Genomic DNA, 20,939 nt, shown 5'->3' on the forward strand with positions numbered 1-20,939 from the left:
TTTGCTTTCTTGCTTGCATTTTTATTCTTCTTCGTTAGTAGCTTTAGTTTCTACTGGTGGTGTCGCAACAGCTTTCTTACCACCTCTTCTACTTCTACGAGTTGTTTTCTTAGCAGTCTTACCTGCATTGTAAAGCTCGTTGTAATCTACTAACTCAATCATTGCCATATCAGCATTATCACCAAGTCTATTACCTAGTTTGATGATTCTTGTGTAACCACCTGGACGATCACCTACCTTAGCAGCAACATCTCTAAATAATTCTGTTACAGCTTCTTTTTGTCTTAACTTAGAAAACACTAAACGTCTGTTGTGCGTTGTATCTTCTTTTGACTTCGTAATCATTGGCTCAACATACTGCTTTAAAGCTTTTGCTTTTGCAACAGTTGTGTTAATACGCTTGTGCTCTATTAAAGAACAAGCCATATTAGCTAACATTGCTTTTCTGTGCGCCGTTTTACGACCTAAATGATTGAATTTTTTTCCGTGTCTCATGACTTTTGTTTTATCATCTTGCTACCAAACCACTATTACACGTGGGAGCAAAATATGATTAATTAATCTTTATCTAATTTGTATTTACTTAAATCCATACCAAAGTTAAGACCCTTAACATTTACAAGCTCTTCAAGCTCTGTTAAAGACTTCTTACCAAAGTTTCTGAATTTCATTAAATCGTTTTTATTGAACGATACTAAGTCTCCCAAAGTATCTACTTCTGCAGCTTTTAAACAGTTAAGTGCACGTACAGAAAGATCCATATCAACTAACTTCGTTTTCAATAGTTGTCTCATGTGAAGTGACTCTTCATCATAAGTCTCAGTCTGTGCAATTTCATCAGCTTCTAATGTAATACGCTCATCAGAGAATAACATGAAGTGGTGAATTAATATTTTTGCTGCTTCAGTTAATGCATCTTTTGGATGAATTGAACCGTCTGTTTGAATTTCGAAAACTAATTTTTCGTAATCCGTTTTTTGCTCCACACGGAAGTTTTCGATTCCGTATTTTACATTTTTTATTGGTGTGTAAATTGAATCTGTAAAGATGGTACCAATTGGCGCAGATGCTTTTTTGTTTTCTTCTGCTGGCACATAACCTCTACCTTTTTCAATTGTAATTTCCATATTAATGTTAACCTTTGGATCTAAGTTACAGATGACTAAATCTGTATTTAATACTTGGAAACCAGAGATAAACTTTTGAAAATCTCCTGCAGTAATTTGCTCTTGACCAGAAATAGAAATTGTAACAGTTTCGTTATCAACTTCATCAATTTGACGCTTAAAGTTTACTTGCTTTAAGTTCAAAATCATTTCAGTAACATCTTCAACGACACCTGAAATTGTAGAAAACTCGTGATCTACACCTTCAATTCTTACCGATGTTATTGCAAAGCCTTCTAAAGACGATAATAACACACGTCTTAAAGCATTACCTACCGTTAATCCATAACCTGGCTCTAATGGTCTAAACTCGAATTTACCTTCGAATTCATTAGAATCAATCATGATGACTTTATCCGGCTTCTGAAAATTTAATATTGCCATATTTTTCTTCGTTTTAATTGTTATCTAGTTGCGCGGTTTATAAGTTTGAAGAACATCTAGTAAACCCTTTGGCTAAATACCAATATGATTAATTAATAGTATTATTTAGAGTAAAGTTCAACGATAAATTGTTCGTTGATTTGCTCTGGTATTTGGATACGTGCAGGTACAGAAACATAAGTACCCTCTTTTGTATCATTATTAAAAGTAATCCACTCATATACATTGCTAGAGTTAGCTAATGAATTAGTGATTGCTTCTAAGGACTTAGATTTTTCTCTTACACCTACAACATCACCAGCTTTTAATTGGTAAGAAGGAATGTTTACCTTTTCACCGTTTACTGTAATATGTCTGTGAGAAACTAATTGACGTGCACCACTACGTGTTGGAGCGATACCCATTCTGTAAACAACGTTATCTAAACGAGATTCACATAATTGCAACAATACTTCACCAGTAATACCTTGTGCAGCAGTTGCCTTTTTGAACATGTTTCTAAATTGACGCTCTAAGATTCCATAAGTGTACTTCGCTTTTTGCTTTTCTGCTAATTGGATTGCGTATTCAGATTTTTTTCCACGACGACGGTTGTTTCCGTGTTGTCCTGGAGGATAGTTACGTTTTTCGAAGGCTTTATCGTCTCCGAAGATAGCTTGACCGAATTTACGAGCTATTTTAGTTTTAGGACCAGTATATCTTGCCATTTTAAATTTGTTTTGAGAGTGATTGTAGAATTAAGGTCTTAAGCTTATCCTTCTAAACCGTTTGCCTCTCGTTGATACTTGTTATTATTTTTCAGTTTGCAAATTTACACAAAATAAACTAATCCCAACATAGTAATTGAAATTAGTTTATTTAGTGATTTTCAACACCTTAATGATGCTGTAGTATATAATTATACTCTACGTCTTTTTGGTGGACGACATCCGTTATGCGGCATTGGTGTAACATCAATAATTTCTGTTACTTCGATACCTGCATTATGTATAGATCTGATAGCAGATTCTCTACCATTACCAGGACCTTTTACATATACTTTTACTTTCTTTAAACCAGCTTCTTTAGCAACTCCAGCAGCATCTTCTGCAGCTAATTGAGCAGCATAAGGTGTGTTCTTTTTAGAACCTCTAAATCCCATTTTACCAGCTGATGACCAAGAAATTACGTCACCTTTTTTATTTGTTAAAGAAACAATGATGTTATTAAAAGATGCTGTGATGTGAGCTTCTCCTACTGCATCAACTATTACTTTACGCTTTTTTGTACTTGACTTTGCCATATTTTTTAGTTTCTAGTGTTAGCTTTTAGTTTTGAGAATCCTAAACTTTTACATTTCTAACAGATTCATCTAACCTAATTACTAATGACTAATGTCTTTTTATTATTTAGTTACTTTCTTTTTGTTAGCAACCGTTTTACGTCTACCTTTTCTTGTACGAGAGTTGTTCTTAGTACGTTGTCCTCTTAATGGAAGACCCGCTCTGTGACGGATACCTCTGTAACATCCGATATCCATTAAACGCTTAATGTTTAATTGAGTTTCAGAACGTAATTCACCTTCAATTTTGAAAGTTCCTACAGCTTCACGGATTGCTCCGATTTCGGCATCTGTCCAATCTTGTACTTTTGTGCTTTCATCAACTTTAGCAGTTTCTAAAATTTCTTTTGCACGACTTCTACCTATTCCATAGATATAAGTTAAAGAGATAACTCCTCTTTTTTGTTTTGGTATGTCTACACCTGCAATTCTTGCCATATTGTTTTAGTTTTTAGCTGTTAGCTTTTAGTTGTTAGAATCCTAAACATTGCTATTTCAAACAGATTCATCTAACTACTAATGACTAATGACTAGTGTCTTTTTTAACCTTGTCTTTGTTTGAATCTAGGATTCTTTTTGTTAATTACGTAAAGTCTTCCTTTTCTACGTACCAATTTACAATCGGCACTTCTTTTTTTAACTGATGCTCTTACTTTCATCTGTTTTGATTTTTAAATACTAGTATTAGTATCTATAAGTTATACGAGCCTTAGTTAAATCATAAGGACTCATTTCTAATTTTACTTTATCACCTGGTAACAACTTAATGTAATGCATGCGCATTTTACCAGAAATGTGTGCAGTCACAATATGACCGTTTTCTAATTCTACACGGAACATCGCATTTGATAATGCTTCTATAATTGTACCGTCTTGCTCTATTGCTGCTTGTTTTGCCATTGTATAAATATTATGCTACTGCTTTTCTATTTTTACCTGATTTCATCAAACCGTCATAGTGCTTGTTCAACAAATAAGAATTTATTTGCTGCATCGTGTCTATTGCAACTCCAACCATAATTAATAGTGATGTACCTCCAAAGAATAAAGCCCAACTACCCTGAATTCCCATTAGCTTTACAACAAATGCTGGGAACACAGCAATAAGTGCTAAGAAAATAGATCCTGGTAAAGTAATCTGAGACATAATCTTATCTAAATATTCTGAAGTTTCACTACCTGGACGAATCCCTGGTATAAAACCACCACTACGTTTTAAATCGTCTGCCATTTTGTTCGTAGGAACCGTAATAGCTGTATAGAAATATGTAAAAACGATGATTAAAAACGCAAACAATACATTATACCAGAACCCAAATGGATCTGAAAAATTAGCTTGCATCCACTGACCTGCGTCAGTTTCTTTTAACCATGATGAACCACCTATTAAACTTGGAACAAACATAATCGCTTGAGCAAATATAATTGGCATTACACCAGAAGCATTAAGTTTTAATGGTAAGAACTGACGAGATCCAAATACGTTTTTCTCAAAACCACCAGAAGCAGTTCTACGAGCGTATTGTACTTGTATTTTACGTACAGCCATTACTAATAATACAGATGCTAATATGATTAAGAACCATATTACAATCTCTATAAGAATAAGCATTAATCCTCCATTACCTTCTAATCGAGATACAGCATTTTGGAAAAATGCTAAAGGTAATGTTGCAATAATACCAACCATAATTAATAATGAAATACCATTACCAATACCTTTGTCAGTAATCTTTTCTCCCAACCACATCGCAAAGATACAGCCAGTAACTAATATTACTATTGATGAGAAATAGAAGATGCCTCCTGTACCTAATAAAAATGCTGACGTTGGAACACCTAATGATGGTAAGCTTACTAAGTATCCTGGTGCTTGCACCAAACAAATAGCAATAGTTAACCAACGCGTAATTTGGTTGATTTTCTTACGACCACTTTCTCCTTCTTTTTGTAGCTTTTGTAAATAAGGGATAGCAATTCCCATTAACTGAACTACAATCGAAGCCGATATGTATGGCATAATACCTAATGCAAACACAGAGGCTTTAGAAAAAGCACCTCCAGTAAACATGTTTAATATGGCACCAATACCGCCATCAAAATTTCCTGAGAAATCAGATAATTGAGTTGCATCTATACCTGGTAATGTTACTTGAGCACCAAAACGATATACTAATAATAACCCTAAGGTTAAGATTATTCTATCCTTAAGCTCAGTAATCTTCCAGACGTTTTTTAATGTTTCTATTATTTTCATTCTATATTATCTTATAAAGTTACAGCTTCACCACCAGCAGCTTCTATAGCAGCTTTTGCTGACGCAGTAAATTTATGAGCTTTAACTGTTAATTTTGCTTTTAATTCTCCTCTTCCTAAAATTTTAACTAGCTCATTTTTTCCAGCTAATCTTAATTCTACTAGAGTATCAAAATCTACAGTGTCTTTAATCTTCTTAGCTTCTACTAACTCTTGTAATGTATCTAAGTTTACACCTTGATACTCTACTCTGTTGATATTAGTAAAACCAAACTTAGGTACACGACGTTGTAATGGCATTTGACCACCTTCGAACCCTAATTTCTTAGAATAACCAGAACGTGACTTAGCACCTTTGTGACCTCTTGTTGCAGTTCCACCTTTTCCAGAACCTTGACCACGACCAACGCGTTTTCCTTGTTTTTTTACTGAACCTTCTGCAGGTTTTAAATTACTTAAATCCATTATTAAGTTATATTTTTTAAGCTTCCTCTACAGAAACTAAGTGTTCTACTTTCTTAACCATACCAAGGATGTTTGGTGTGGCATCGTGCTCTACAACTTGACCGATTTTCTTTAAGCCTAAAGCTTCTAATGTAAGCTTCTGTCTTTTTGTACGGTTAATTGCACTTCTAACTTTCTTTACTTTAATCTTTGCCATCTTGTCCTAATGATTATCCGTTAAATACTTTTTCAAGTGAAATACCTCTTTCTTTAGCGATAGAACCTGCATCTCTTAATTGTAATAATGCGTCAAAAGTTGCTTTTACTACGTTATGAGGGTTAGATGATCCTTGAGACTTAGATAATACATCATGTACACCTACGGCTTCAAGAACTGTTCTTACAGCACCACCAGCAATAACACCGGTACCAGGAGCAGCTGGAATAATATTTACTCTCGCTCCACCATATTTACCTTTTTGTTCGTGAGGTAAAGTTCCTTTAATGATAGGTATTCTTACCAAGTTTTTCTTAGCATCTTCTACGGCCTTTGCAATTGCTGTAGCTACATCTTTAGATTTCCCTAAACCTTGTCCTACAACACCTGCTTCATCACCTACTACTACTATAGCAGAAAAACCAAATGCTCTACCACCTTTAGTTACTTTAGTAACACGTTGTACGCCTACCAAACGGTCTTTTAAATCTAAACCTCCTGGTTTTACAAGCTCTGCGTTTTTATATTTTTGATACATAATGTCTTAAAATTTAAGTCCTGCTTCTCTAGCACCTTCTGCTAATGATTTTACTCTACCGTGGTATAAGTATCCACCTCTATCAAAAGAAATAGTCTCAACACCAGCTTTTAATGCTTTTTCAGCAATTGCCTTACCAACTAAAGCAGCAACTTCGGTTTTATTACCTTTTGCACCACTTACGTCTTTATCTCTTGAAGATGCAGCTGCGATAGTTTTACCAGTCACGTCATCTACAATTTGAGCATAAATTTCTTTATTACTTCTAAAAACAGATAATCTTGGTCTAGCTTCAGTACCAGATACAATCTTACGTATTCTGTTTTTTATTCGTTGTCTTCTTTCGTTCTTTGTTAATGCCATAACCTTACTATTAAGCTGATTTACCTGCTTTTCTTCTGATTTCTTCACCAACAAACTTGACACCTTTTCCTTTGTAAGGCTCTGGCTTACGGAAGCCGCGGATTTTTGCCGCTACTTGCCCTACCAATTGCTTGTCATGTGACGTTAATTTTACGATTGGATTTTTACCCTTTTCAGAAACTGTTTCAATTTTAACTTCTGGAGCAATATCCATAATTATATTGTGTGAAAAACCTAAAGCTAAATCTAACTTCTGTCCTTGGTTAGATGCTCTGTAACCTACACCTACCAATTCTAACTCTTTAGTAAAGCCTTTAGACACACCCTCAATCATATTAGCGATTAAGGCTCTATACAAACCATGTTTTGATTTGTGTTCTTTCTTTTCAGAATGACGTTCTAATGTTAAAGTAGCGTCTTCTATTTTGATATCAACACCTGTGTAATCTTGAGTTAACTCACCTAATTTACCTTTTACAGTAATTACGTTATCGTTAACATCTACTGTTACGCCTTCAGGAATTGAAATTGGATTTTTACCTATTCTTGACATATCTTCCTGTTTTTTAGTATACGTAACATAATACTTCGCCACCAACGTTTTCTCTTTGCGCTTGTTTACCAGTCATAACTCCATGAGAAGTAGAAACAATTGCAATACCTAAACCATTTAAGATTCTTGGCATTTCGTTAGCGCCAGCATACTTACGTAAACCTGGTGTACTGATTCTTTGAATTTTTTTGATGACAGACTCTTTTGTGTCCTTGTTGTACTTAAGTGCAATCTTGATTGTTCCTTGTACAGTTGAGTCGTCGAATTTGTAACTTAAAATATATCCTTGGTCGAATAATATTTTAGTTATCTCTTTCTTTAAGTTAGACGCAGGAATCTCTACCACTCGGTGGTTAGCTTTTACTGCATTTCTAACTCGCGTAAGATAATCCGCTATTGGATCTGTATACATAGTTATTAATTTGCGGAATCGGTTTTTGGTAATTGAACTTTTCTATACCAAACCTGAATCCAATTTATAATTCTTTATTGTTTACCAGCTTGCTTTTTTGACACCTGGAATTAAACCTTTGTTAGCCATTTCTCTAAACATAACACGAGAAATTCCAAACTGTCTCATATAACCTTTTGGTCTACCAGTAAGTTTACAACGGTTATGCTTACGAATTGGTGAAGCATTCTTAGGTAACTTTTGTAATGCTTCGTAATCTCCAGCTTCTTTTAAAGCTTTACGTTTCTCTGCATATTTAGCAACCATTTTTGCACGCTTTACCTCGCGGGCTTTCATTGATTCTTTAGCCATAATTAGTTCTTTTTAAAAGGTAATCCTAGTTCTGTTAAAAGTGATTTTGCTTCCTTATCAGTATCAGCAGATGTTACAAACGTAATATCCATACCAGAAATTCTGTTGATTTTATCAATATCAATCTCTGGGAAGATGATTTGCTCTGTAATACCTAAGTTGTAATTTCCACGACCATCAAAACCATTAGCTTTAATACCGTTAAAATCTCTTACTCGTGGTAAAGCTGAAGTTACTAAGCGGTCTAAGAATTCATACATTTGTTCACCTCTTAATGTTACCATAGCGCCAATTGGCATACCTTTACGTAACTTAAAAGATGCTACATCCTTTTTTGATAATGTAGGAATCGCTTTTTGACCAGAAATTTTAGTTAATTCTTCGACCGCGTGGTCAACTAATTTCTTATCTGCTACAGCAGCACCAACACCTCTAGAGATAACTATCTTAGTAAGTTTAGGCACTTGCATTACATTTTTGTAACCAAATTCTTCTGTAAGAGCAGTAACAACTCTGTCCTTGTACTCTTGTTTTAATCTTGCAACGTAAGCCATAACTAAATTACTTCATTAGATTTTTTAGAAAATCTCACTTTATTATCGCCATCCATTTTGTAACCTACTCGTGTCGTTTCTCCTTTACCTGTTAATAAAGATAAATTTGATACGTGGATAGCTGCTTCTTTCTCTATGATACCACCTTGAGGACTTTGTGCACTTGGCTTAGTGTGTTTCTTTACCATGTTCACACCTTCTACGATGGCTTTATTCTTTTCCTTTAATACTTTAAGCACTTTACCTTCAGAACCTTTATGGTCTCCAGCTATTACTTTTACAGTATCTCCAGTTTTTATTTTAAGCTTTATCATTTTTCTTAATGTATTAAAGCACCTCAGGTGCTAATGATACAATTTTCATGAATTGTTTATCACGAAGCTCTCTTGCTACTGGTCCAAAAACACGTGTTCCTCTCATTTCACCCGTTGGGTTTAAAAGTACACATGCGTTATCATCAAAACGGATATAAGATCCATCAGGACGTCTAACTTCTTTTGCAGTACGTACAACAACCGCTGTAGAAACAGCTCCTTTTTTGATGTTACCATTAGGTGTTGCAGCTTTTACTGAAACTACAATTTTGTCTCCAACTGATGCGTAACGTCTTTTTGTACCTCCAAGAACACGGATAGTTAATACTTCCTTTGCTCCTGTGTTGTCAGCTACTTTTAATCTTGATTCTTGTTGTACCATAATTACTTCGCTCTTTCAATTATTTCTACTAATCTCCAACATTTAGACTTACTTAAAGGTCTTGTTTCCATGATCTTTACAGTATCTCCGATATTGCAGTCGTTTGTTTCGTCATGAGCAACATATTTCTTTGTTTTCAAAACGAATTTTCCATACATAGGGTGCTTTACCTTTTTTACTTCGGCAACTACGATTGACTTTTGCATTTTATTGCTAGTCACTACTCCTATACGTTCTTTTCTTAAATTTCTTTTTTCCATCTTTCAGCAGAATACAATTAGTCTTGTCTATTAGTTAACTCTGTTGCTATACGAGCTACGGTACGTCTTACGTTACGTAACTGAATAGGATTCTCTAGAGGAGATATAGCATGTGCCATTTTAAGGTCTGTATAACTCTTTTTTGTCTCACCAAGTTTCTCTTGTAACTCAGCTGTAGATAGCTTTTTAATTTCTGATTGCTTCATAATACTTTTTATTAAGCTTCGTAATCTCTAGCTATGATAAACTTAGTTTTAACTGGAAGTTTTTGTGCTGCTAAACGTAATGCTTCTTGAGCTACGTCTAATGGCACTCCACTTACTTCAAATAAAACACGACCTGGTTTTACAACTGCTGCCCAATATTCTACAGCACCTTTACCTTTACCCATACGTACTTCAAGAGGTTTCTTTGTGATAGGCTTGTCTGGAAATATTTTAATCCATAACGATCCTTCTCTCTTCATGTAACGAGTAGCTGCAATACGCGCTGCTTCTATTTGACGTGCAGTAATGAACGTAGAATCTAGGGCTTTGATACCGAAAGTTCCATTTGATAACAAGTGACCTCTTCCAGAGTTTCCTTTCATACGTCCTTTTTGCTGCTTACGAAATTTTGTTCTTTTAGGCTGTAACATTTTCCTTCTTTACTTTAAAAAATTACTTTCTACGACGTTGGTTTCCGCCTTTTTTGGCACCGCCACGTCCACCTTTTCCTTTTTGTTTAGAAAGGCCTACTAATGGAGAAAGTTCTCTTTTCCCATAAACTTCACCTTTCATAATCCAAACCTTAACACCTAATCTACCATAAGTAGTATGTGCTTCAACTAAAGCGTAATCGATATCTGCTCTAAATGTAGATAACGGAATACGTCCTTCTTTGTAGTGCTCAGAACGTGCCATTTCAGCACCATTTAAACGACCACTAATTTGGATTTTGATTCCTTCAGCATTCATACGCATTGCCGCAGCAATAGCCATCTTAATTGCACGTCTGTATGAAATTCTACTTTCAATCTGACGAGCTACAGAAGCTCCTACTAGATACGCATCTAACTCAGGTCTCTTAATTTCAAAGATGTTCAACTGAACTTCTTTTCCTGTAATTTTTTTAAGCTCTTCTTTTAACTTGTCTACTTCCTGACCGCCTTTACCGATAATAATACCAGGTCTTGCAGTAGTAATAGTAACGGTTACAAGTTTAAGCGTACGCTCAATAATTACTCTAGACACACTTGCTTTTGATAAACGAGCGTGAACATACTTTCTAATCTTATCGTCTTCGGCTAACTTGTCTCCATAGTCATTACCACCGTACCAGTTAGATTCCCATCCTCTGATAATACCTAAACGATTTCCGATTGGATTTGTCTTTTGTCCCATATCTCTATCTTAGCTTTGTGTTTTGTTTAATGAATCTACCACAACTGTTACATGGTTAGATCTTTTTCTAATTCTATGTGCTCTACCTTGAGGTGCTGGACGCAGTCTTTTTAACATTGTACCACCATCTACTCTAATTTCTTTTATAAATAAATTAGCTTCCTCAATATCAGCGTCTTCATTTTTAGCTTGCCAGTTTGCGATTGCAGACAATAACAATTTCTCTAGACGACGTGATGCCTCTTTTGGGCTAAATCTAAGAATCTGAAGAGCTTGCTCTGCCTTTTTACCTCTCACTAAATCTGCTACTAAGCGCATTTTACGTGGTGATGTAGGACAGTTATTTAGCTTAGCAAAAGCAACTTGCTTTTTCTCTGCCTTAATGGCATCTGCCATTTGTTTTTTACGACTTCCCATGATTCTTATTTTTTACCTTTATTTTTTGCACCTGCATGACCACGGAATGATCTTGTTGGTGAAAATTCTCCTAACTTATGACCTACCATGTTCTCAGTAACATATACTGGAACAAATTGACGACCATTATGTACAGCTATGGTTTGACCAACGAAATCTGGAGAAATCATAGATGCTCTAGACCAAGTTTTGATAACTGTCTTTTTATTTGAAGCTACATTTTCTGCAACTTTCTTTTCTAATTTATAATGGATGTAAGGTCCTTTTTTTAATGAACGTGCCATACTACTTTCTTAATTATTTCTTTCTACGTTCTACAATGTACTTATTACTCGCTTTGGTCTTAGAACGTGTTCTATAACCTTTAGCAGGAATACCATTTCTTGATCTTGGGTGTCCTCCTGAAGATTTACCTTCACCACCACCCATTGGGTGATCAACTGGATTCATTACTACCGGTCTAGTTCTTGGACGTCTTCCTAACCATCTACTTCTACCTGCTTTACCAGATACTAGTAATTGATGGTCTGAGTTAGAAACTACACCTATAGTTGCCATAGCGTTTACAAGAATCATTCTTGTTTCACCAGATGGCAATTTAACAGTAGCAAACTTACCGTCTCTTGCCATTAATTGTGCAAACGCTCCAGCGCTACGTGCCATAACAGCACCTTGACCTGGACGTAACTCAATACAAGAGATAATAGTACCTAATGGTATTTCACTTAATGGCATTGCATTTCCAATTTCTGGAGCTACACCTGTTTCACCAGAAACAATTTTTTGACCTACTTGTAAACCATTTTGAGCGATAACGTAACGCTTCTCACCATCTTGGTAGTTTAATAGGGCAATAAATGCTGTTCTGTTTGGATCGTACTCGATAGACTTAACTTCTGCTGGAATTCCAGTTTTGTTACGTTTAAAATCGATAATACGATACTTTTTCTTGTGACCACCACCAATATAGCGCATGGTCATTTTTCCTTGACTGTTTCTACCACCAGACCTTTTTTTCGGAGCAAGCAAGCTTTTCTCCGGCTTATCAGTAGTAATGGCGTCAAATCCATTAACTACTCTAAATCGCTGGGCTGATGTAATCGGTTTTAATTTTCTTACTGACATTGATGTCTAATTACATGTTAGCGTATAAATCTATTGTTTCACCTTCCGCCAGTTGTACAATTGCCTTTTTAACAGCATTTGTTTTACCATGTTGCACACCAGTTTTTGTATACTTAGTCTTGCGATCTGGACGGACATTTATTGTGCGAACTTTTTCAACAGAAACTCCATAAGCAGCTTCAACTGCTTTTTTGATTTCTACCTTGTTCGCCTTTGTATTCACCTCAAATGCATATGCATTAAGCACCTCGCTTTGCATGGTTGCTTTTTCAGTGATTATCGGTTTTATTAAGATACTCATCGTGTTCTATTTACTTAAATTCGTTTCAATTCCTTCTAATGCACCTTCTAAAAGAACAACTTTATTAGCGTTCATTATTTTGTAAGTGCTTAATTCTGAAGAAGTTATAACTTCAGAGCGTTTTAAATTGCGCGACGACAAATATACATTATTATTTGAGCCACCCAACACAAACAGTGTTTTTTTGTTTTCTACCTCTAAGGCTTTCAACACATTAACAAAATTCTTAGTTTGTGGTGTTTCGAAACTAAAGTCCTCTAACACAACAATTGAGTCTTGATTTGCCTTTATGCTTAGTGCAGATTTACGTGCCAAACGCTTAACGTTTTTGTTAAGTTTAAACCCGTAATTTCTTGGTCTTGGTCCAAACATACGTCCACCACCTTTAAATACACCAGACTTAATAGAACCAGCACGTGCTGTACCTGTTCCTTTTTGTTTTTTAATCTTACGTGTACTACCAGCAATTTCTGCACGCTCTTTAGCTTTATGCGTTCCTTGTCTTTGATTAGCCAAGTATTGCTTAACATCTAAATATACAGCGTGGTTGTTTGGTTCAATAGCGAATACGCCTTTAGAAAGCTCAGCTTTTCTACCCGTATCTTTTCCGTTTATATCTAAAACTGCTACCTTCATTACTTCTGAATAATTACATAAGAGTTTTTATGTCCAGGGACACAACCTTTAACTACAAGTAAGTTCTTTTCTGGAACGACTTTATAAACTCTTAAATTTTGAACTTTAACTGTTTCACCACCCATTCTTCCGGCCATCTTCATTCCTTTGAATACTCTCGCAGGATAAGAAGCTGCACCAATAGAACCAGGAGCTCTTAAACGGTTGTGTTGACCATGCGTTGCTTGACCTACACCACCAAAATTATGACGCTTTACAACACCTTGAAAACCTTTACCTTTTGAAGTACCTGCTACATCAACAAATTCTCCTTCAATAAAGTGCTCTACTGTGATTGCATCACCTAACTTGTACTCCTCATCAAAACCTTTGAATTCAGCAACTTTGCGCTTTACAGAAGTACCCGCTTTTTTAGCATGACCTAAGTCTGCTTTAGTAGCGCTTTTTTCTGTCGCGTCATCGAAACCTAATTGTAGTGCACTATAACCGTCCACTTCTTCAGTTCTGACTTGGGTAACGATACATGGGCCAGCTTCGATAACTGTACATGGAATGTTTTTTCCATTCTCGTCGAAGATGCTGGTCATACCGATTTTTTTTCCAATTAACCCAGACATATTTAATTTATTTAATTATTAATTCTTATTTAAAATTCAAGGCTGAAAATACGTTTCAGCCTTGAATTGTATTTTTTCCGTTTTTCCCTTGCTCGCAGCTCAGGACATGTTTAGTTCAAATTACACTTTGATTTCTACTTCAACGCCACTTGGTAATTCAAGCTTCATTAAGGCATCAATCGTCTTAGAAGATGAAGAGTAGATATCTAATAACCTCTTATAAGAGCTTAATTGAAATTGTTCTCTTGACTTCTTATTTACGTGTGGTGAACGTAACACCGTGAAAATTTTCTTGTGCGTTGGTAATGGAATTGGACCCGTTACAACAGCACCAGTACTCTTTACTGTTTTTACAATCTTATCAGCAGACTTGTCAACTAAATTATGATCGTAAGACTTTAATTTTATTCTAATTTTCTGACTCATTTTCTTTTAGTTTTAAGCTTCTACGCCTTTAGCTGCTTTGATTACTTCTTCTGATATATTTTGAGGAGTCTCCGCATAATGAGAGAATTCCATAGTTGATGTCGCTCTACCTGAAGATAATGTTCTTAATGTAGTTACATAACCAAACATTTCAGATAATGGCACTGTAGCTTTCACAGTTTTAGCACCAGCTCTATCACCCATATCACTTACTTGACCACGACGACGGTTTAAGTCACCTACGATATCACCCATATTTTCTTCGGGAGTGATAACTTCAAGTTTCATGATTGGCTCCATAATTACAGCTTTTGCGGCTTTTGCAGCAGCTTTAAATCCTAATTTAGCAGCCAATTCGAATGATAACTGATCAGAATCTACATCATGGTAAGACCCATCTTTTAATGTCACTTTCATAGCATCTACTTCGTAACCTGCTAATGGACCGTTAATCATTGCTTGTTTGAATCCTTTTTCAATTGAAGGGATAAATTCTTTAGGAACATTACCACCTTTAATAATAGACTCAAACTGAAGACCTACTTGACCTTCATCAGCTGGCTCAACTGTAAATACAATATCTGCAAACTTACCACGACCACCAGATTGTTTTTTGTAAACTTCTCTATGATCTGCAGCTCTTGTTATAGCTTCTTTGTACTCTACTTGTGGTTGACCTTGGTTAACCTCAACTTTGAACTCACGTCTTAAACGATCTACAATAATATCTAAGTGAAGCTCACCCATACCAGAAATGATAGTCTGACCTGACGCTTCGTCTGTACGCACTGTAAACGTTGGATCTTCTTCAGCTAATTTCGCTAAAGACAAACCTAACTTATCTACATCTGCCTTAGTCTTAGGCTCAACCGCAATACCAATTACTGGATCCGGGAAATCCATAGATTCTAATACAATAGGATGTTTTTCATCAGACATAGTATCACCTGTCTTGATATCTTTAAACCCTACTGCTGCTCCAATATCACCTGCTTCGATGTACTCAATAGCATTTTGCTTATTAGAGTGCATTTGATAGATACGAGAGATACGTTCTTTTTTACCTGAACGATTGTTTAATATATATGAACCTGCATCTAAACGACCAGAGTAAGCTCTAAAGAATGCTAAACGACCAACAAAAGGATCTGTAGCAATTTTAAATGCTAAAGCAGCAAATGGTTCTTTAACATCTGGCTTACGAATTTCTTCTTGCTCTGTTTCAGGATTCACACCTGTGATACCTTCTTTATCTACTGGAGAAGGCAAATAACGACATACAGCATCTAATAAGAATTGTACACCTTTATTTTTGAATGCAGAACCACAAATCATAGGAATGATAGACATATCCATAACAGCAGCTCTAAGTGCAGCATGCACTTCGTCTTCTGTAATAGAATCTTCATCTTCCATGAATTTTTCTAATAAATTTTCGTCATAAGCAGCAACCTCTTCAATAAGTTTGCCTCTTAATTCAGCTGCTTCTGCTTTTAATTCTTCTGGAATATCAATAATATCGAAAGTTGACCCTTGAGTCTCATCATGCCAAACAATGGCACGGTTCTTCACTAAATCAACAATACCTTTAAAATCTGCTTCATCACCAATGTTCATTACAATTGGCACCGCATTAGACCCTAACATATCTTTAACCTGCTGGCAAACATTCATAAAGTTAGACCCTTGACGGTCCATTTTATTTACGAAACCAATACGAGGTACTTTATAGTTATCAGCTAGTCTCCAGTTAGTTTCTGATTGTGGCTCAACACCATCAACAGCACTAAATAAGAATACTAAACCATCTAATACACGTAAAGAACGGTTTACCTCAACCGTAAAATCAACGTGACCAGGAGTATCTATTATATTGAAGTGATACCCTTTAGTCTCAGGAGTTGGTTGCCCATTGTTAGTTGGGAACTTCCACTCACAAGTTGTAGCAGCAGATGTAATTGTAATACCCCTCTCTTGCTCTTGCTCCATCCAGTCCATTGTTGCAGCACCATCATGTACTTCACCTATTTTGTGAGACACACCTGTATAATAAAGGATACGCTCTGTAGTCGTAGTTTTTCCAGCATCAATATGTGCTGCAATACCTATATTTCTTGTAAATTTTAAATCTCTTGCCATTTCTTATTAAAATCTAAAGTGTGAGAATGCTTTGTTTGCTTCAGCCATTTTGTGAGTATCTACTCTTTTCTTAACAGCTGCACCTTCTTCTTTAGCAGCTGCTAAAATTTCTGATGCTAAACGTTGTGCCATAGATTTCTCGTTTCTTTTTCGAGCATAACCTATTAGCCACTTCATTGCTGTAGAAACTTTACGGTCTGGACGAATTTGCATTGGAATTTGAAATGTTGCACCACCTACTCTACGACTACGTACTTCTACGTGAGGCATAACGTTAGATAAAGCATCTTTCCATGTTTCTAATGCTGTTTTTTCGTCATCTGTTTTCTTTTCTTCTACGATATCTATTGCATCGTAAAACACTTTAAACGCCACAGACTTCTTTCCATCCCACATCATCATGTTAACGAAACGCGTTACTAACTGATCGTTAAACTTTGGGTCTGGTAAAAGAGGCCTTTTTTTCGCTTGTCTTTTTCTCATGTCTTCTTCTTAAAGTTTTTAATTACTTCTTAGGGCGTTTTGCACCATACTTAGATCTACGTTGAGTCCTTCCAGCAACACCTGCTGTATCCAAAGCACCACGAACGATGTGATATCTAACACCTGGCAAATCTTTTACCCTTCCACCTCTAACCAATACTATCGAGTGCTCTTGTAAGTTGTGACCTTCTCCACCGATGTATGCATTAACCTCGTTTCCGTTTGTTAAACGAACCCTTGCTACCTTACGCATTGCTGAGTTTGGTTTCTTAGGTGTCGTTGTATAAACACGAGTACATACACCACGTCTCTGAGGACACGAATCTAAAGCAGCCGATTTACTCTTCTTGGTTATTTTGGCTCTTCCTTTTCGTACTAATTGTGAAATTGTTGGCATATATTTCTATATAAATTTTTGTTAACCCTCTCTTTTGAGGGCTGCAAAGGTAGAAATATATCTTTATTATTCAAATAGTTGTCAATTAATTTTACAAAGAAAATTCTATATTAAATTTTTGACTATACAATTAAATGTATTTTTACGTTGTCTAATAGAAATTGTTTTCAATATATCCTGTATGAAAAAACGGTTATTGTTTGTTTTTTTTATCGTATTTCTAACAAATACTAACCGCTCTATTGGACAAAGCATAAAACTTATAGCTAGTGGCGAATCTAAAGCCGCTACAAAGGAAATAGATTCCGTTGGCTACATAAAGCGTTTCCCTAATTATATCTCTCTAGAAACTGAAGTTTATACCTTAAAAGAAAAGCTAATTCGTCGTGGCTTTATAGACACAAAAATTAAAGACATTATTAAACAAAATGACTCTCTTTTTAATGCCACATTATATATAGGACAAAAGATTAATACTATTAAAGTCTTTTTTAGTTCTGAATTTAATCCTGAATTACTCCAATTTTCCGAAGTTAAAATAGATTCTAATTATTTTGAAGTTGATATTGAAAAACTTGAAACCACCTTAGACTTTCTCAATAAAAGAATAGCCGAACAAGGTGATCCGTTTTCAAGCTTAAAACTTAAAAACTTAAGAAAGGAAAATGAAGATTTAATTTCTGCAGATTTACATATTAAAACAAATCAAAAAAGACGCATTGATAAAATTGTCATTAAAGGTTATGAGAAATTTCCACAATCCTATGTAAAACGATTTCTAAAACTTAAAGCTAGTCAGTCTTTTAATCTTGAAGACATAAAAGCAAAAACCGAAAGGTTACAAGAGTTGCGTTTTGCAAAAGAGATTAAAGCGCCTGAAGTATTATTCACAAACGATTCTACCATACTTTACTTATATACCGAAAAAACAAAGAGTAATAATTTTGATGGCTATTTAGGATTTGGAACTAATGAGAATACTAATAAAATTGACTTTGATGGTTACGTAGATTTAAGACTCGTAAATAATTTAAACTTTGGAGAATCTTTGAGGCTCTTTTATAAAAGTGATGAGATAGACCAGCAGACTTTTGATGTAAAAATAAATGCGCCTTATATATTTGGCTCTCCAATAGGACTAGATGTTGGATTAAATATCTTTAGAAAAGATTCTACATTTTCTACTACCACACAGCAAGCACGAATAAACTATCAGATAAATGCAAATCATAGAATCAGTGCTGGTATAAAGGGTTCTGTTTCTAGTGATTTACTTGACACTAATTCGACATTATTAGATGATTACACTTCTAACTATTATCAAATTGGTTATAATTATATCAAGTCACAATATTACGATCCTTTATTTCCTATTAATTTTTGGTTTAATATCAATTCTAATTTCGGAAATAGAACGCAAAACAATATTGAGCAACAACAGACTGCATTTACGCTAGAAACTTACAAAATCTTTAACCTTAATAACAGAAATAGTGTTTTTTTAAGACTTACAGGTGCATCTTTAAGCTCGGACAATTATTTGGATAATGAACTGTATCGTTTTGGAGGCATAAACTCAATTAGAGGTTTTGAAGAGAATAGCCTGGTTGCCAATCTTTTTGGTGTTATAAATACTGAATATAGATACCGATTGAGTAACAGTATCTATGTACACTCTGTAATTGATGCCGCATATTTTGAAAACGATATTACAAATACAAAAAACAAACTTTTTGGCTTCGGGTTTGGATTGGGCCTTTTAACCAAAGCTGGGCTATTTAAGCTTAATTACTCTAGCGGTAAAACAGAAAATATTCCCTTTAGATTATCAGATTCTAAAATTCATGTGAGTTTAACTGCTACATTCTGACTTGGTTTAATACTTTTGCAAAATGAAAAACGAAACAACAGTATTTGGATTACGGGCAATCATTGAGGCTGTAAATTCTGGTGAACAAATTGATAAAATTTTTCTTCAGAAAGGAATGAGAGGCGAACTTTTTCAGGAACTTGAACAAGTTATACGACAAGCAAGAATTAATGTATCATATGTGCCAGTTGAAAAGTTGAATCGTTTATCTAAAGGCAATCATCAAGGTGCTGTTGCTCAAATATCACCAGTGGCTTTTCATAATATTGAAGATTTAGTCATCAATACTATTGAATCTGGAAAAACACCATTATTTCTTCTATTAGATCAATTGAGTGATGTTCGTAATTTTGGAGCTATAGTTCGTACCGCAGAATGCACAGGTGTCTCTGGAATAATTATTCAGAAAAAAGGTGGAGCTCCAATAAATGGCGACGCTATTAAAACCAGTGCTGGTGCTGTATTTAAAATTCCTATTTGTAAAGTAGACCACATTAAAGATGCTGTATTTTATATGCAAGCTTCTGGCATAAAAGTCATTGCTGCAACCGAAAAAGCTAAAAATTTTATTTATGATGTTTCCCTAAATGAACCTTGCGCAATTATCATGGGTTCAGAAGGTCGTGGGATAAATCCTTCTGTTTTAAAAGCAGCTGATGAACAAGCTAAACTTCCAATCTTAGGAGAGATAGAATCTCTTAATGTATCTGTAGCTTGTGGTGCTTTCTTATATGAAGTTGTTAGACAACGCCAGTAGACTAATCATTCTTCTTCACTCTTTTTAAAAGTATATTTTATTTCAATTTCAGATTCAGGGATTTCATTATCGAGAATTTCAATAAAATTACCATCTTCATCAAAATGTTTCATAAATGGATCATCGGCTTCATTATAAGTCTCAGTTTCCCAAATATATCTTTCAGGCTTAGCGATATGACTTCTAAACAATAGTGCAAAAACAAAACCTGTAATAAGACCTCCTAAATGGCCTTCCCATGACATGCCTTCTTTTATAGGAAACACATACCAAATCGCACTACCATATAAAAAAATAATAATTAACGACAATGCAATTAATCTATAGTGCTTTGCAAAAATACCCTTGAAGAAGATAAAGCTCACTAGCAGATAAATCACACCACTTGCACCTATATGATTACCAGACTTACCTATAAGCCAAGTCAGAAAGCCCGAAATTATAACACCATAAAACAATATACGCCATGCTATTTTATTGTAAAAGTAAAATAGCGCCATTGACAAGACTAAAAGCGGAATAGAATTATTATATAAATGACTTAAGCTTGAGTGAAGAAATGGACTTGTAAATATTCCTAAAAGACCTTCAGGCTTATTAGGATATATACCAAAATGTCTTATACCAGAATCTATACGAACTTGATACCAAAACACCAACCAAATAGAAAAAACTAATAGTAACGGGTAGACTATTACTGAGGTTGAATATTTAAATTGTTGCTGACTCATACACAAATTTAATAGTAGTTTGTCAAAATTCTAACCAAGTAATGTTTTAATGAAATATTGTCAGTCATAATTAACTCAATATAGTCTATTACCAAATCGAAAGAATTATAATCAAAGTAATAATTAACAATTCATTAGTATAA

The 20,939-nt window shown here is 35.0% G+C and carries 35 protein-coding genes; 2 read left to right on the top strand and 33 right to left on the bottom strand.

Going from position 1 to position 20,939, the window contains the following annotated elements; all coding sequences use genetic code 11:
* Positions 1–21: 21 nt before the first annotated feature.
* The 32 genes from rplQ to rpsL form a co-directional block, all read right to left on the bottom strand.
* Positions 22–495 carry a 50S ribosomal protein L17 gene (gene rplQ, locus IEV10_RS12975; protein WP_188375171.1) on the bottom strand — a complete coding sequence of 158 codons (474 nt, stop codon included), beginning with the start codon at positions 493–495 and terminating at the stop codon, positions 22–24.
* Between the two features lie 62 nt (positions 496–557).
* Entirely contained in the window at positions 558–1,550 is a 993-nt protein-coding gene (locus IEV10_RS12980) for a DNA-directed RNA polymerase subunit alpha (RefSeq protein ID WP_087491748.1), read from the bottom strand.
* A gap of 101 nt (positions 1,551–1,651) precedes the next feature.
* On the bottom strand, positions 1,652–2,257 hold the full coding sequence (gene rpsD, locus IEV10_RS12985) for a 30S ribosomal protein S4 (protein ID WP_188375172.1): 606 nt from the start codon (positions 2,255–2,257) through the stop codon (positions 1,652–1,654).
* Positions 2,258–2,448: 191 nt separating this feature from the next.
* Positions 2,449–2,832, bottom strand: a complete 384-nt coding sequence (gene rpsK / locus IEV10_RS12990) for a 30S ribosomal protein S11 (RefSeq protein WP_188375173.1) — start codon at positions 2,830–2,832, stop codon at positions 2,449–2,451.
* Between the two features lie 102 nt (positions 2,833–2,934).
* Positions 2,935–3,309 carry a 30S ribosomal protein S13 gene (gene rpsM / locus IEV10_RS12995; protein WP_188375174.1) on the bottom strand — a complete coding sequence of 125 codons (375 nt, stop codon included), beginning with the start codon at positions 3,307–3,309 and terminating at the stop codon, positions 2,935–2,937.
* Positions 3,310–3,413: 104 nt separating this feature from the next.
* A complete protein-coding gene (ykgO, locus tag IEV10_RS13000; RefSeq protein WP_008269159.1) occupies positions 3,414–3,530 on the bottom strand; it encodes a type B 50S ribosomal protein L36 in 117 nt (38 codons plus the stop codon).
* A gap of 25 nt (positions 3,531–3,555) precedes the next feature.
* Complete coding sequence (gene infA / locus IEV10_RS13005) at positions 3,556–3,771, bottom strand: translation initiation factor IF-1 (protein WP_007094967.1); 216 nt, start codon at positions 3,769–3,771, stop codon at positions 3,556–3,558.
* Positions 3,772–3,781: 10 nt separating this feature from the next.
* Entirely contained in the window at positions 3,782–5,128 is a 1,347-nt protein-coding gene (secY, locus tag IEV10_RS13010) for a preprotein translocase subunit SecY (RefSeq protein WP_188375175.1), read from the bottom strand.
* A gap of 11 nt (positions 5,129–5,139) precedes the next feature.
* Entirely contained in the window at positions 5,140–5,592 is a 453-nt protein-coding gene (rplO, locus tag IEV10_RS13015; protein WP_188375176.1) for a 50S ribosomal protein L15, read from the bottom strand.
* A 16-nt stretch (positions 5,593–5,608) separates the two neighbouring features.
* A complete protein-coding gene (rpmD, locus tag IEV10_RS13020) occupies positions 5,609–5,788 on the bottom strand; it encodes a 50S ribosomal protein L30 (protein WP_188375177.1) in 180 nt (59 codons plus the stop codon).
* 13 nt (positions 5,789–5,801) lie between these two features.
* Entirely contained in the window at positions 5,802–6,326 is a 525-nt protein-coding gene (gene rpsE / locus IEV10_RS13025; RefSeq protein ID WP_188375178.1) for a 30S ribosomal protein S5, read from the bottom strand.
* A 6-nt stretch (positions 6,327–6,332) separates the two neighbouring features.
* Positions 6,333–6,689, bottom strand: coding sequence for a 50S ribosomal protein L18 (gene rplR, locus IEV10_RS13030; protein ID WP_188375179.1), 357 nt, complete (start codon positions 6,687–6,689; stop codon positions 6,333–6,335).
* Between the two features lie 10 nt (positions 6,690–6,699).
* Positions 6,700–7,242: a 50S ribosomal protein L6 gene (gene rplF / locus IEV10_RS13035; protein WP_188375180.1), complete on the bottom strand. Its 543-nt coding sequence runs from the start codon at positions 7,240–7,242 to the stop codon at positions 6,700–6,702.
* 13 nt (positions 7,243–7,255) lie between these two features.
* Positions 7,256–7,654, bottom strand: a complete 399-nt coding sequence (gene rpsH, locus IEV10_RS13040) for a 30S ribosomal protein S8 (RefSeq protein ID WP_188375181.1) — start codon at positions 7,652–7,654, stop codon at positions 7,256–7,258.
* Positions 7,655–7,735: 81 nt separating this feature from the next.
* Positions 7,736–8,005 (bottom strand): 30S ribosomal protein S14, encoded by a 270-nt coding sequence (gene rpsN / locus IEV10_RS13045; RefSeq protein WP_188375182.1) that lies wholly within the window; start codon positions 8,003–8,005, stop codon positions 7,736–7,738.
* A gap of 2 nt (positions 8,006–8,007) precedes the next feature.
* A complete protein-coding gene (gene rplE / locus IEV10_RS13050) occupies positions 8,008–8,559 on the bottom strand; it encodes a 50S ribosomal protein L5 (RefSeq protein WP_188375183.1) in 552 nt (183 codons plus the stop codon).
* 2 nt (positions 8,560–8,561) lie between these two features.
* On the bottom strand, positions 8,562–8,873 hold the full coding sequence (gene rplX, locus IEV10_RS13055; protein WP_188375184.1) for a 50S ribosomal protein L24: 312 nt from the start codon (positions 8,871–8,873) through the stop codon (positions 8,562–8,564).
* 13 nt (positions 8,874–8,886) lie between these two features.
* A complete protein-coding gene (rplN, locus tag IEV10_RS13060; RefSeq protein ID WP_188375185.1) occupies positions 8,887–9,255 on the bottom strand; it encodes a 50S ribosomal protein L14 in 369 nt (122 codons plus the stop codon).
* Positions 9,256–9,257: 2 nt separating this feature from the next.
* A complete protein-coding gene (gene rpsQ / locus IEV10_RS13065; RefSeq protein WP_006988541.1) occupies positions 9,258–9,515 on the bottom strand; it encodes a 30S ribosomal protein S17 in 258 nt (85 codons plus the stop codon).
* A 17-nt stretch (positions 9,516–9,532) separates the two neighbouring features.
* On the bottom strand, positions 9,533–9,721 hold the full coding sequence (rpmC, locus tag IEV10_RS13070; RefSeq protein WP_188375186.1) for a 50S ribosomal protein L29: 189 nt from the start codon (positions 9,719–9,721) through the stop codon (positions 9,533–9,535).
* Between the two features lie 11 nt (positions 9,722–9,732).
* Entirely contained in the window at positions 9,733–10,152 is a 420-nt protein-coding gene (gene rplP / locus IEV10_RS13075) for a 50S ribosomal protein L16 (protein ID WP_188375187.1), read from the bottom strand.
* A 22-nt stretch (positions 10,153–10,174) separates the two neighbouring features.
* Positions 10,175–10,897, bottom strand: coding sequence for a 30S ribosomal protein S3 (gene rpsC / locus IEV10_RS13080; RefSeq protein ID WP_073085356.1), 723 nt, complete (start codon positions 10,895–10,897; stop codon positions 10,175–10,177).
* Positions 10,898–10,906: 9 nt separating this feature from the next.
* Positions 10,907–11,314, bottom strand: a complete 408-nt coding sequence (gene rplV, locus IEV10_RS13085) for a 50S ribosomal protein L22 (RefSeq protein ID WP_188375188.1) — start codon at positions 11,312–11,314, stop codon at positions 10,907–10,909.
* 5 nt (positions 11,315–11,319) lie between these two features.
* Positions 11,320–11,598, bottom strand: coding sequence for a 30S ribosomal protein S19 (gene rpsS / locus IEV10_RS13090; protein ID WP_008269180.1), 279 nt, complete (start codon positions 11,596–11,598; stop codon positions 11,320–11,322).
* Positions 11,599–11,611: 13 nt separating this feature from the next.
* Positions 11,612–12,439 (bottom strand): 50S ribosomal protein L2, encoded by an 828-nt coding sequence (rplB, locus tag IEV10_RS13095; protein ID WP_188375189.1) that lies wholly within the window; start codon positions 12,437–12,439, stop codon positions 11,612–11,614.
* A gap of 10 nt (positions 12,440–12,449) precedes the next feature.
* Positions 12,450–12,740: a 50S ribosomal protein L23 gene (gene rplW, locus IEV10_RS13100; protein WP_188375190.1), complete on the bottom strand. Its 291-nt coding sequence runs from the start codon at positions 12,738–12,740 to the stop codon at positions 12,450–12,452.
* Between the two features lie 6 nt (positions 12,741–12,746).
* Positions 12,747–13,376: a 50S ribosomal protein L4 gene (gene rplD / locus IEV10_RS13105; protein ID WP_188375191.1), complete on the bottom strand. Its 630-nt coding sequence runs from the start codon at positions 13,374–13,376 to the stop codon at positions 12,747–12,749.
* Positions 13,376–13,993, bottom strand: coding sequence for a 50S ribosomal protein L3 (gene rplC, locus IEV10_RS13110; protein WP_188375192.1), 618 nt, complete (start codon positions 13,991–13,993; stop codon positions 13,376–13,378). The genes rplD and rplC overlap by 1 nt, the downstream gene beginning before the upstream one ends.
* Before the next feature lie 120 nt (positions 13,994–14,113).
* Positions 14,114–14,419, bottom strand: coding sequence for a 30S ribosomal protein S10 (gene rpsJ / locus IEV10_RS13115; RefSeq protein WP_007650482.1), 306 nt, complete (start codon positions 14,417–14,419; stop codon positions 14,114–14,116).
* 12 nt (positions 14,420–14,431) lie between these two features.
* The gene (fusA, locus tag IEV10_RS13120) at positions 14,432–16,558 is read right to left on the bottom strand and encodes an elongation factor G (RefSeq protein ID WP_188375193.1); all 2,127 of its coding nucleotides are present in this window, start codon (positions 16,556–16,558) and stop codon (positions 14,432–14,434) included.
* Between the two features lie 6 nt (positions 16,559–16,564).
* Positions 16,565–17,041 (bottom strand): 30S ribosomal protein S7, encoded by a 477-nt coding sequence (gene rpsG / locus IEV10_RS13125; protein WP_188375194.1) that lies wholly within the window; start codon positions 17,039–17,041, stop codon positions 16,565–16,567.
* A 22-nt stretch (positions 17,042–17,063) separates the two neighbouring features.
* Positions 17,064–17,438 (bottom strand): 30S ribosomal protein S12, encoded by a 375-nt coding sequence (rpsL, locus tag IEV10_RS13130; protein ID WP_008269190.1) that lies wholly within the window; start codon positions 17,436–17,438, stop codon positions 17,064–17,066.
* 181 nt (positions 17,439–17,619) lie between these two features.
* On the opposite strand from rpsL, the gene IEV10_RS13135 reads away from it, so the two are divergent.
* Both IEV10_RS13135 and rlmB read left to right on the top strand, forming a co-directional pair.
* Complete coding sequence (locus IEV10_RS13135) at positions 17,620–19,308, top strand: POTRA domain-containing protein (RefSeq protein ID WP_229719719.1); 1,689 nt, start codon at positions 17,620–17,622, stop codon at positions 19,306–19,308.
* 22 nt (positions 19,309–19,330) lie between these two features.
* Complete coding sequence (gene rlmB, locus IEV10_RS13140) at positions 19,331–20,065, top strand: 23S rRNA (guanosine(2251)-2'-O)-methyltransferase RlmB (protein WP_188375195.1); 735 nt, start codon at positions 19,331–19,333, stop codon at positions 20,063–20,065.
* A gap of 5 nt (positions 20,066–20,070) precedes the next feature.
* On the opposite strand, the gene IEV10_RS13145 is transcribed toward rlmB, so the two are convergent.
* The gene (locus IEV10_RS13145; RefSeq protein WP_188375196.1) at positions 20,071–20,796 is read right to left on the bottom strand and encodes a rhomboid family intramembrane serine protease; all 726 of its coding nucleotides are present in this window, start codon (positions 20,794–20,796) and stop codon (positions 20,071–20,073) included.
* Between the last annotated feature and the right edge of the window lie 143 nt (positions 20,797–20,939).

Source organism: Winogradskyella haliclonae, from assembly GCF_014635865.1.
GTDB classification, from domain to species: Bacteria; Bacteroidota; Bacteroidia; order Flavobacteriales; family Flavobacteriaceae; genus Winogradskyella; species Winogradskyella haliclonae.

What these genes read in the sequence shown, in the direction of transcription:
- rplQ (WP_188375171.1), bottom strand. Translation starts at nt 495, where the DNA reads ATGAGACACGGAAAAAAATTCAATCATTTAGGTCGTAAAACGGCGCAC.
- IEV10_RS12980 (WP_087491748.1), bottom strand. Translation starts at nt 1,550, where the DNA reads ATGGCAATATTAAATTTTCAGAAGCCGGATAAAGTCATCATGATTGAT.
- rpsD (WP_188375172.1), bottom strand. Translation starts at nt 2,257, where the DNA reads ATGGCAAGATATACTGGTCCTAAAACTAAAATAGCTCGTAAATTCGGT.
- rpsK (WP_188375173.1), bottom strand. Translation starts at nt 2,832, where the DNA reads ATGGCAAAGTCAAGTACAAAAAAGCGTAAAGTAATAGTTGATGCAGTA.
- rpsM (WP_188375174.1), bottom strand. Translation starts at nt 3,309, where the DNA reads ATGGCAAGAATTGCAGGTGTAGACATACCAAAACAAAAAAGAGGAGTT.
- ykgO (WP_008269159.1), bottom strand. Translation starts at nt 3,530, where the DNA reads ATGAAAGTAAGAGCATCAGTTAAAAAAAGAAGTGCCGATTGTAAATTG.
- infA (WP_007094967.1), bottom strand. Translation starts at nt 3,771, where the DNA reads ATGGCAAAACAAGCAGCAATAGAGCAAGACGGTACAATTATAGAAGCA.
- secY (WP_188375175.1), bottom strand. Translation starts at nt 5,128, where the DNA reads ATGAAAATAATAGAAACATTAAAAAACGTCTGGAAGATTACTGAGCTT.
- rplO (WP_188375176.1), bottom strand. Translation starts at nt 5,592, where the DNA reads ATGGATTTAAGTAATTTAAAACCTGCAGAAGGTTCAGTAAAAAAACAA.
- rpmD (WP_188375177.1), bottom strand. Translation starts at nt 5,788, where the DNA reads ATGGCAAAGATTAAAGTAAAGAAAGTTAGAAGTGCAATTAACCGTACA.
- rpsE (WP_188375178.1), bottom strand. Translation starts at nt 6,326, where the DNA reads ATGTATCAAAAATATAAAAACGCAGAGCTTGTAAAACCAGGAGGTTTA.
- rplR (WP_188375179.1), bottom strand. Translation starts at nt 6,689, where the DNA reads ATGGCATTAACAAAGAACGAAAGAAGACAACGAATAAAAAACAGAATA.
- rplF (WP_188375180.1), bottom strand. Translation starts at nt 7,242, where the DNA reads ATGTCAAGAATAGGTAAAAATCCAATTTCAATTCCTGAAGGCGTAACA.
- rpsH (WP_188375181.1), bottom strand. Translation starts at nt 7,654, where the DNA reads ATGTATACAGATCCAATAGCGGATTATCTTACGCGAGTTAGAAATGCA.
- rpsN (WP_188375182.1), bottom strand. Translation starts at nt 8,005, where the DNA reads ATGGCTAAAGAATCAATGAAAGCCCGCGAGGTAAAGCGTGCAAAAATG.
- rplE (WP_188375183.1), bottom strand. Translation starts at nt 8,559, where the DNA reads ATGGCTTACGTTGCAAGATTAAAACAAGAGTACAAGGACAGAGTTGTT.
- rplX (WP_188375184.1), bottom strand. Translation starts at nt 8,873, where the DNA reads ATGATAAAGCTTAAAATAAAAACTGGAGATACTGTAAAAGTAATAGCT.
- rplN (WP_188375185.1), bottom strand. Translation starts at nt 9,255, where the DNA reads ATGGTACAACAAGAATCAAGATTAAAAGTAGCTGACAACACAGGAGCA.
- rpsQ (WP_006988541.1), bottom strand. Translation starts at nt 9,515, where the DNA reads ATGGAAAAAAGAAATTTAAGAAAAGAACGTATAGGAGTAGTGACTAGC.
- rpmC (WP_188375186.1), bottom strand. Translation starts at nt 9,721, where the DNA reads ATGAAGCAATCAGAAATTAAAAAGCTATCTACAGCTGAGTTACAAGAG.
- rplP (WP_188375187.1), bottom strand. Translation starts at nt 10,152, where the DNA reads ATGTTACAGCCTAAAAGAACAAAATTTCGTAAGCAGCAAAAAGGACGT.
- rpsC (WP_073085356.1), bottom strand. Translation starts at nt 10,897, where the DNA reads ATGGGACAAAAGACAAATCCAATCGGAAATCGTTTAGGTATTATCAGA.
- rplV (WP_188375188.1), bottom strand. Translation starts at nt 11,314, where the DNA reads ATGGGAAGTCGTAAAAAACAAATGGCAGATGCCATTAAGGCAGAGAAA.
- rpsS (WP_008269180.1), bottom strand. Translation starts at nt 11,598, where the DNA reads ATGGCACGTTCATTAAAAAAAGGACCTTACATCCATTATAAATTAGAA.
- rplB (WP_188375189.1), bottom strand. Translation starts at nt 12,439, where the DNA reads ATGTCAGTAAGAAAATTAAAACCGATTACATCAGCCCAGCGATTTAGA.
- rplW (WP_188375190.1), bottom strand. Translation starts at nt 12,740, where the DNA reads ATGAGTATCTTAATAAAACCGATAATCACTGAAAAAGCAACCATGCAA.
- rplD (WP_188375191.1), bottom strand. Translation starts at nt 13,376, where the DNA reads ATGAAGGTAGCAGTTTTAGATATAAACGGAAAAGATACGGGTAGAAAA.
- rplC (WP_188375192.1), bottom strand. Translation starts at nt 13,993, where the DNA reads ATGTCTGGGTTAATTGGAAAAAAAATCGGTATGACCAGCATCTTCGAC.
- rpsJ (WP_007650482.1), bottom strand. Translation starts at nt 14,419, where the DNA reads ATGAGTCAGAAAATTAGAATAAAATTAAAGTCTTACGATCATAATTTA.
- fusA (WP_188375193.1), bottom strand. Translation starts at nt 16,558, where the DNA reads ATGGCAAGAGATTTAAAATTTACAAGAAATATAGGTATTGCAGCACAT.
- rpsG (WP_188375194.1), bottom strand. Translation starts at nt 17,041, where the DNA reads ATGAGAAAAAGACAAGCGAAAAAAAGGCCTCTTTTACCAGACCCAAAG.
- rpsL (WP_008269190.1), bottom strand. Translation starts at nt 17,438, where the DNA reads ATGCCAACAATTTCACAATTAGTACGAAAAGGAAGAGCCAAAATAACC.
- IEV10_RS13135 (WP_229719719.1), top strand. Translation starts at nt 17,620, where the DNA reads ATGAAAAAACGGTTATTGTTTGTTTTTTTTATCGTATTTCTAACAAAT.
- rlmB (WP_188375195.1), top strand. Translation starts at nt 19,331, where the DNA reads ATGAAAAACGAAACAACAGTATTTGGATTACGGGCAATCATTGAGGCT.
- IEV10_RS13145 (WP_188375196.1), bottom strand. Translation starts at nt 20,796, where the DNA reads ATGAGTCAGCAACAATTTAAATATTCAACCTCAGTAATAGTCTACCCG.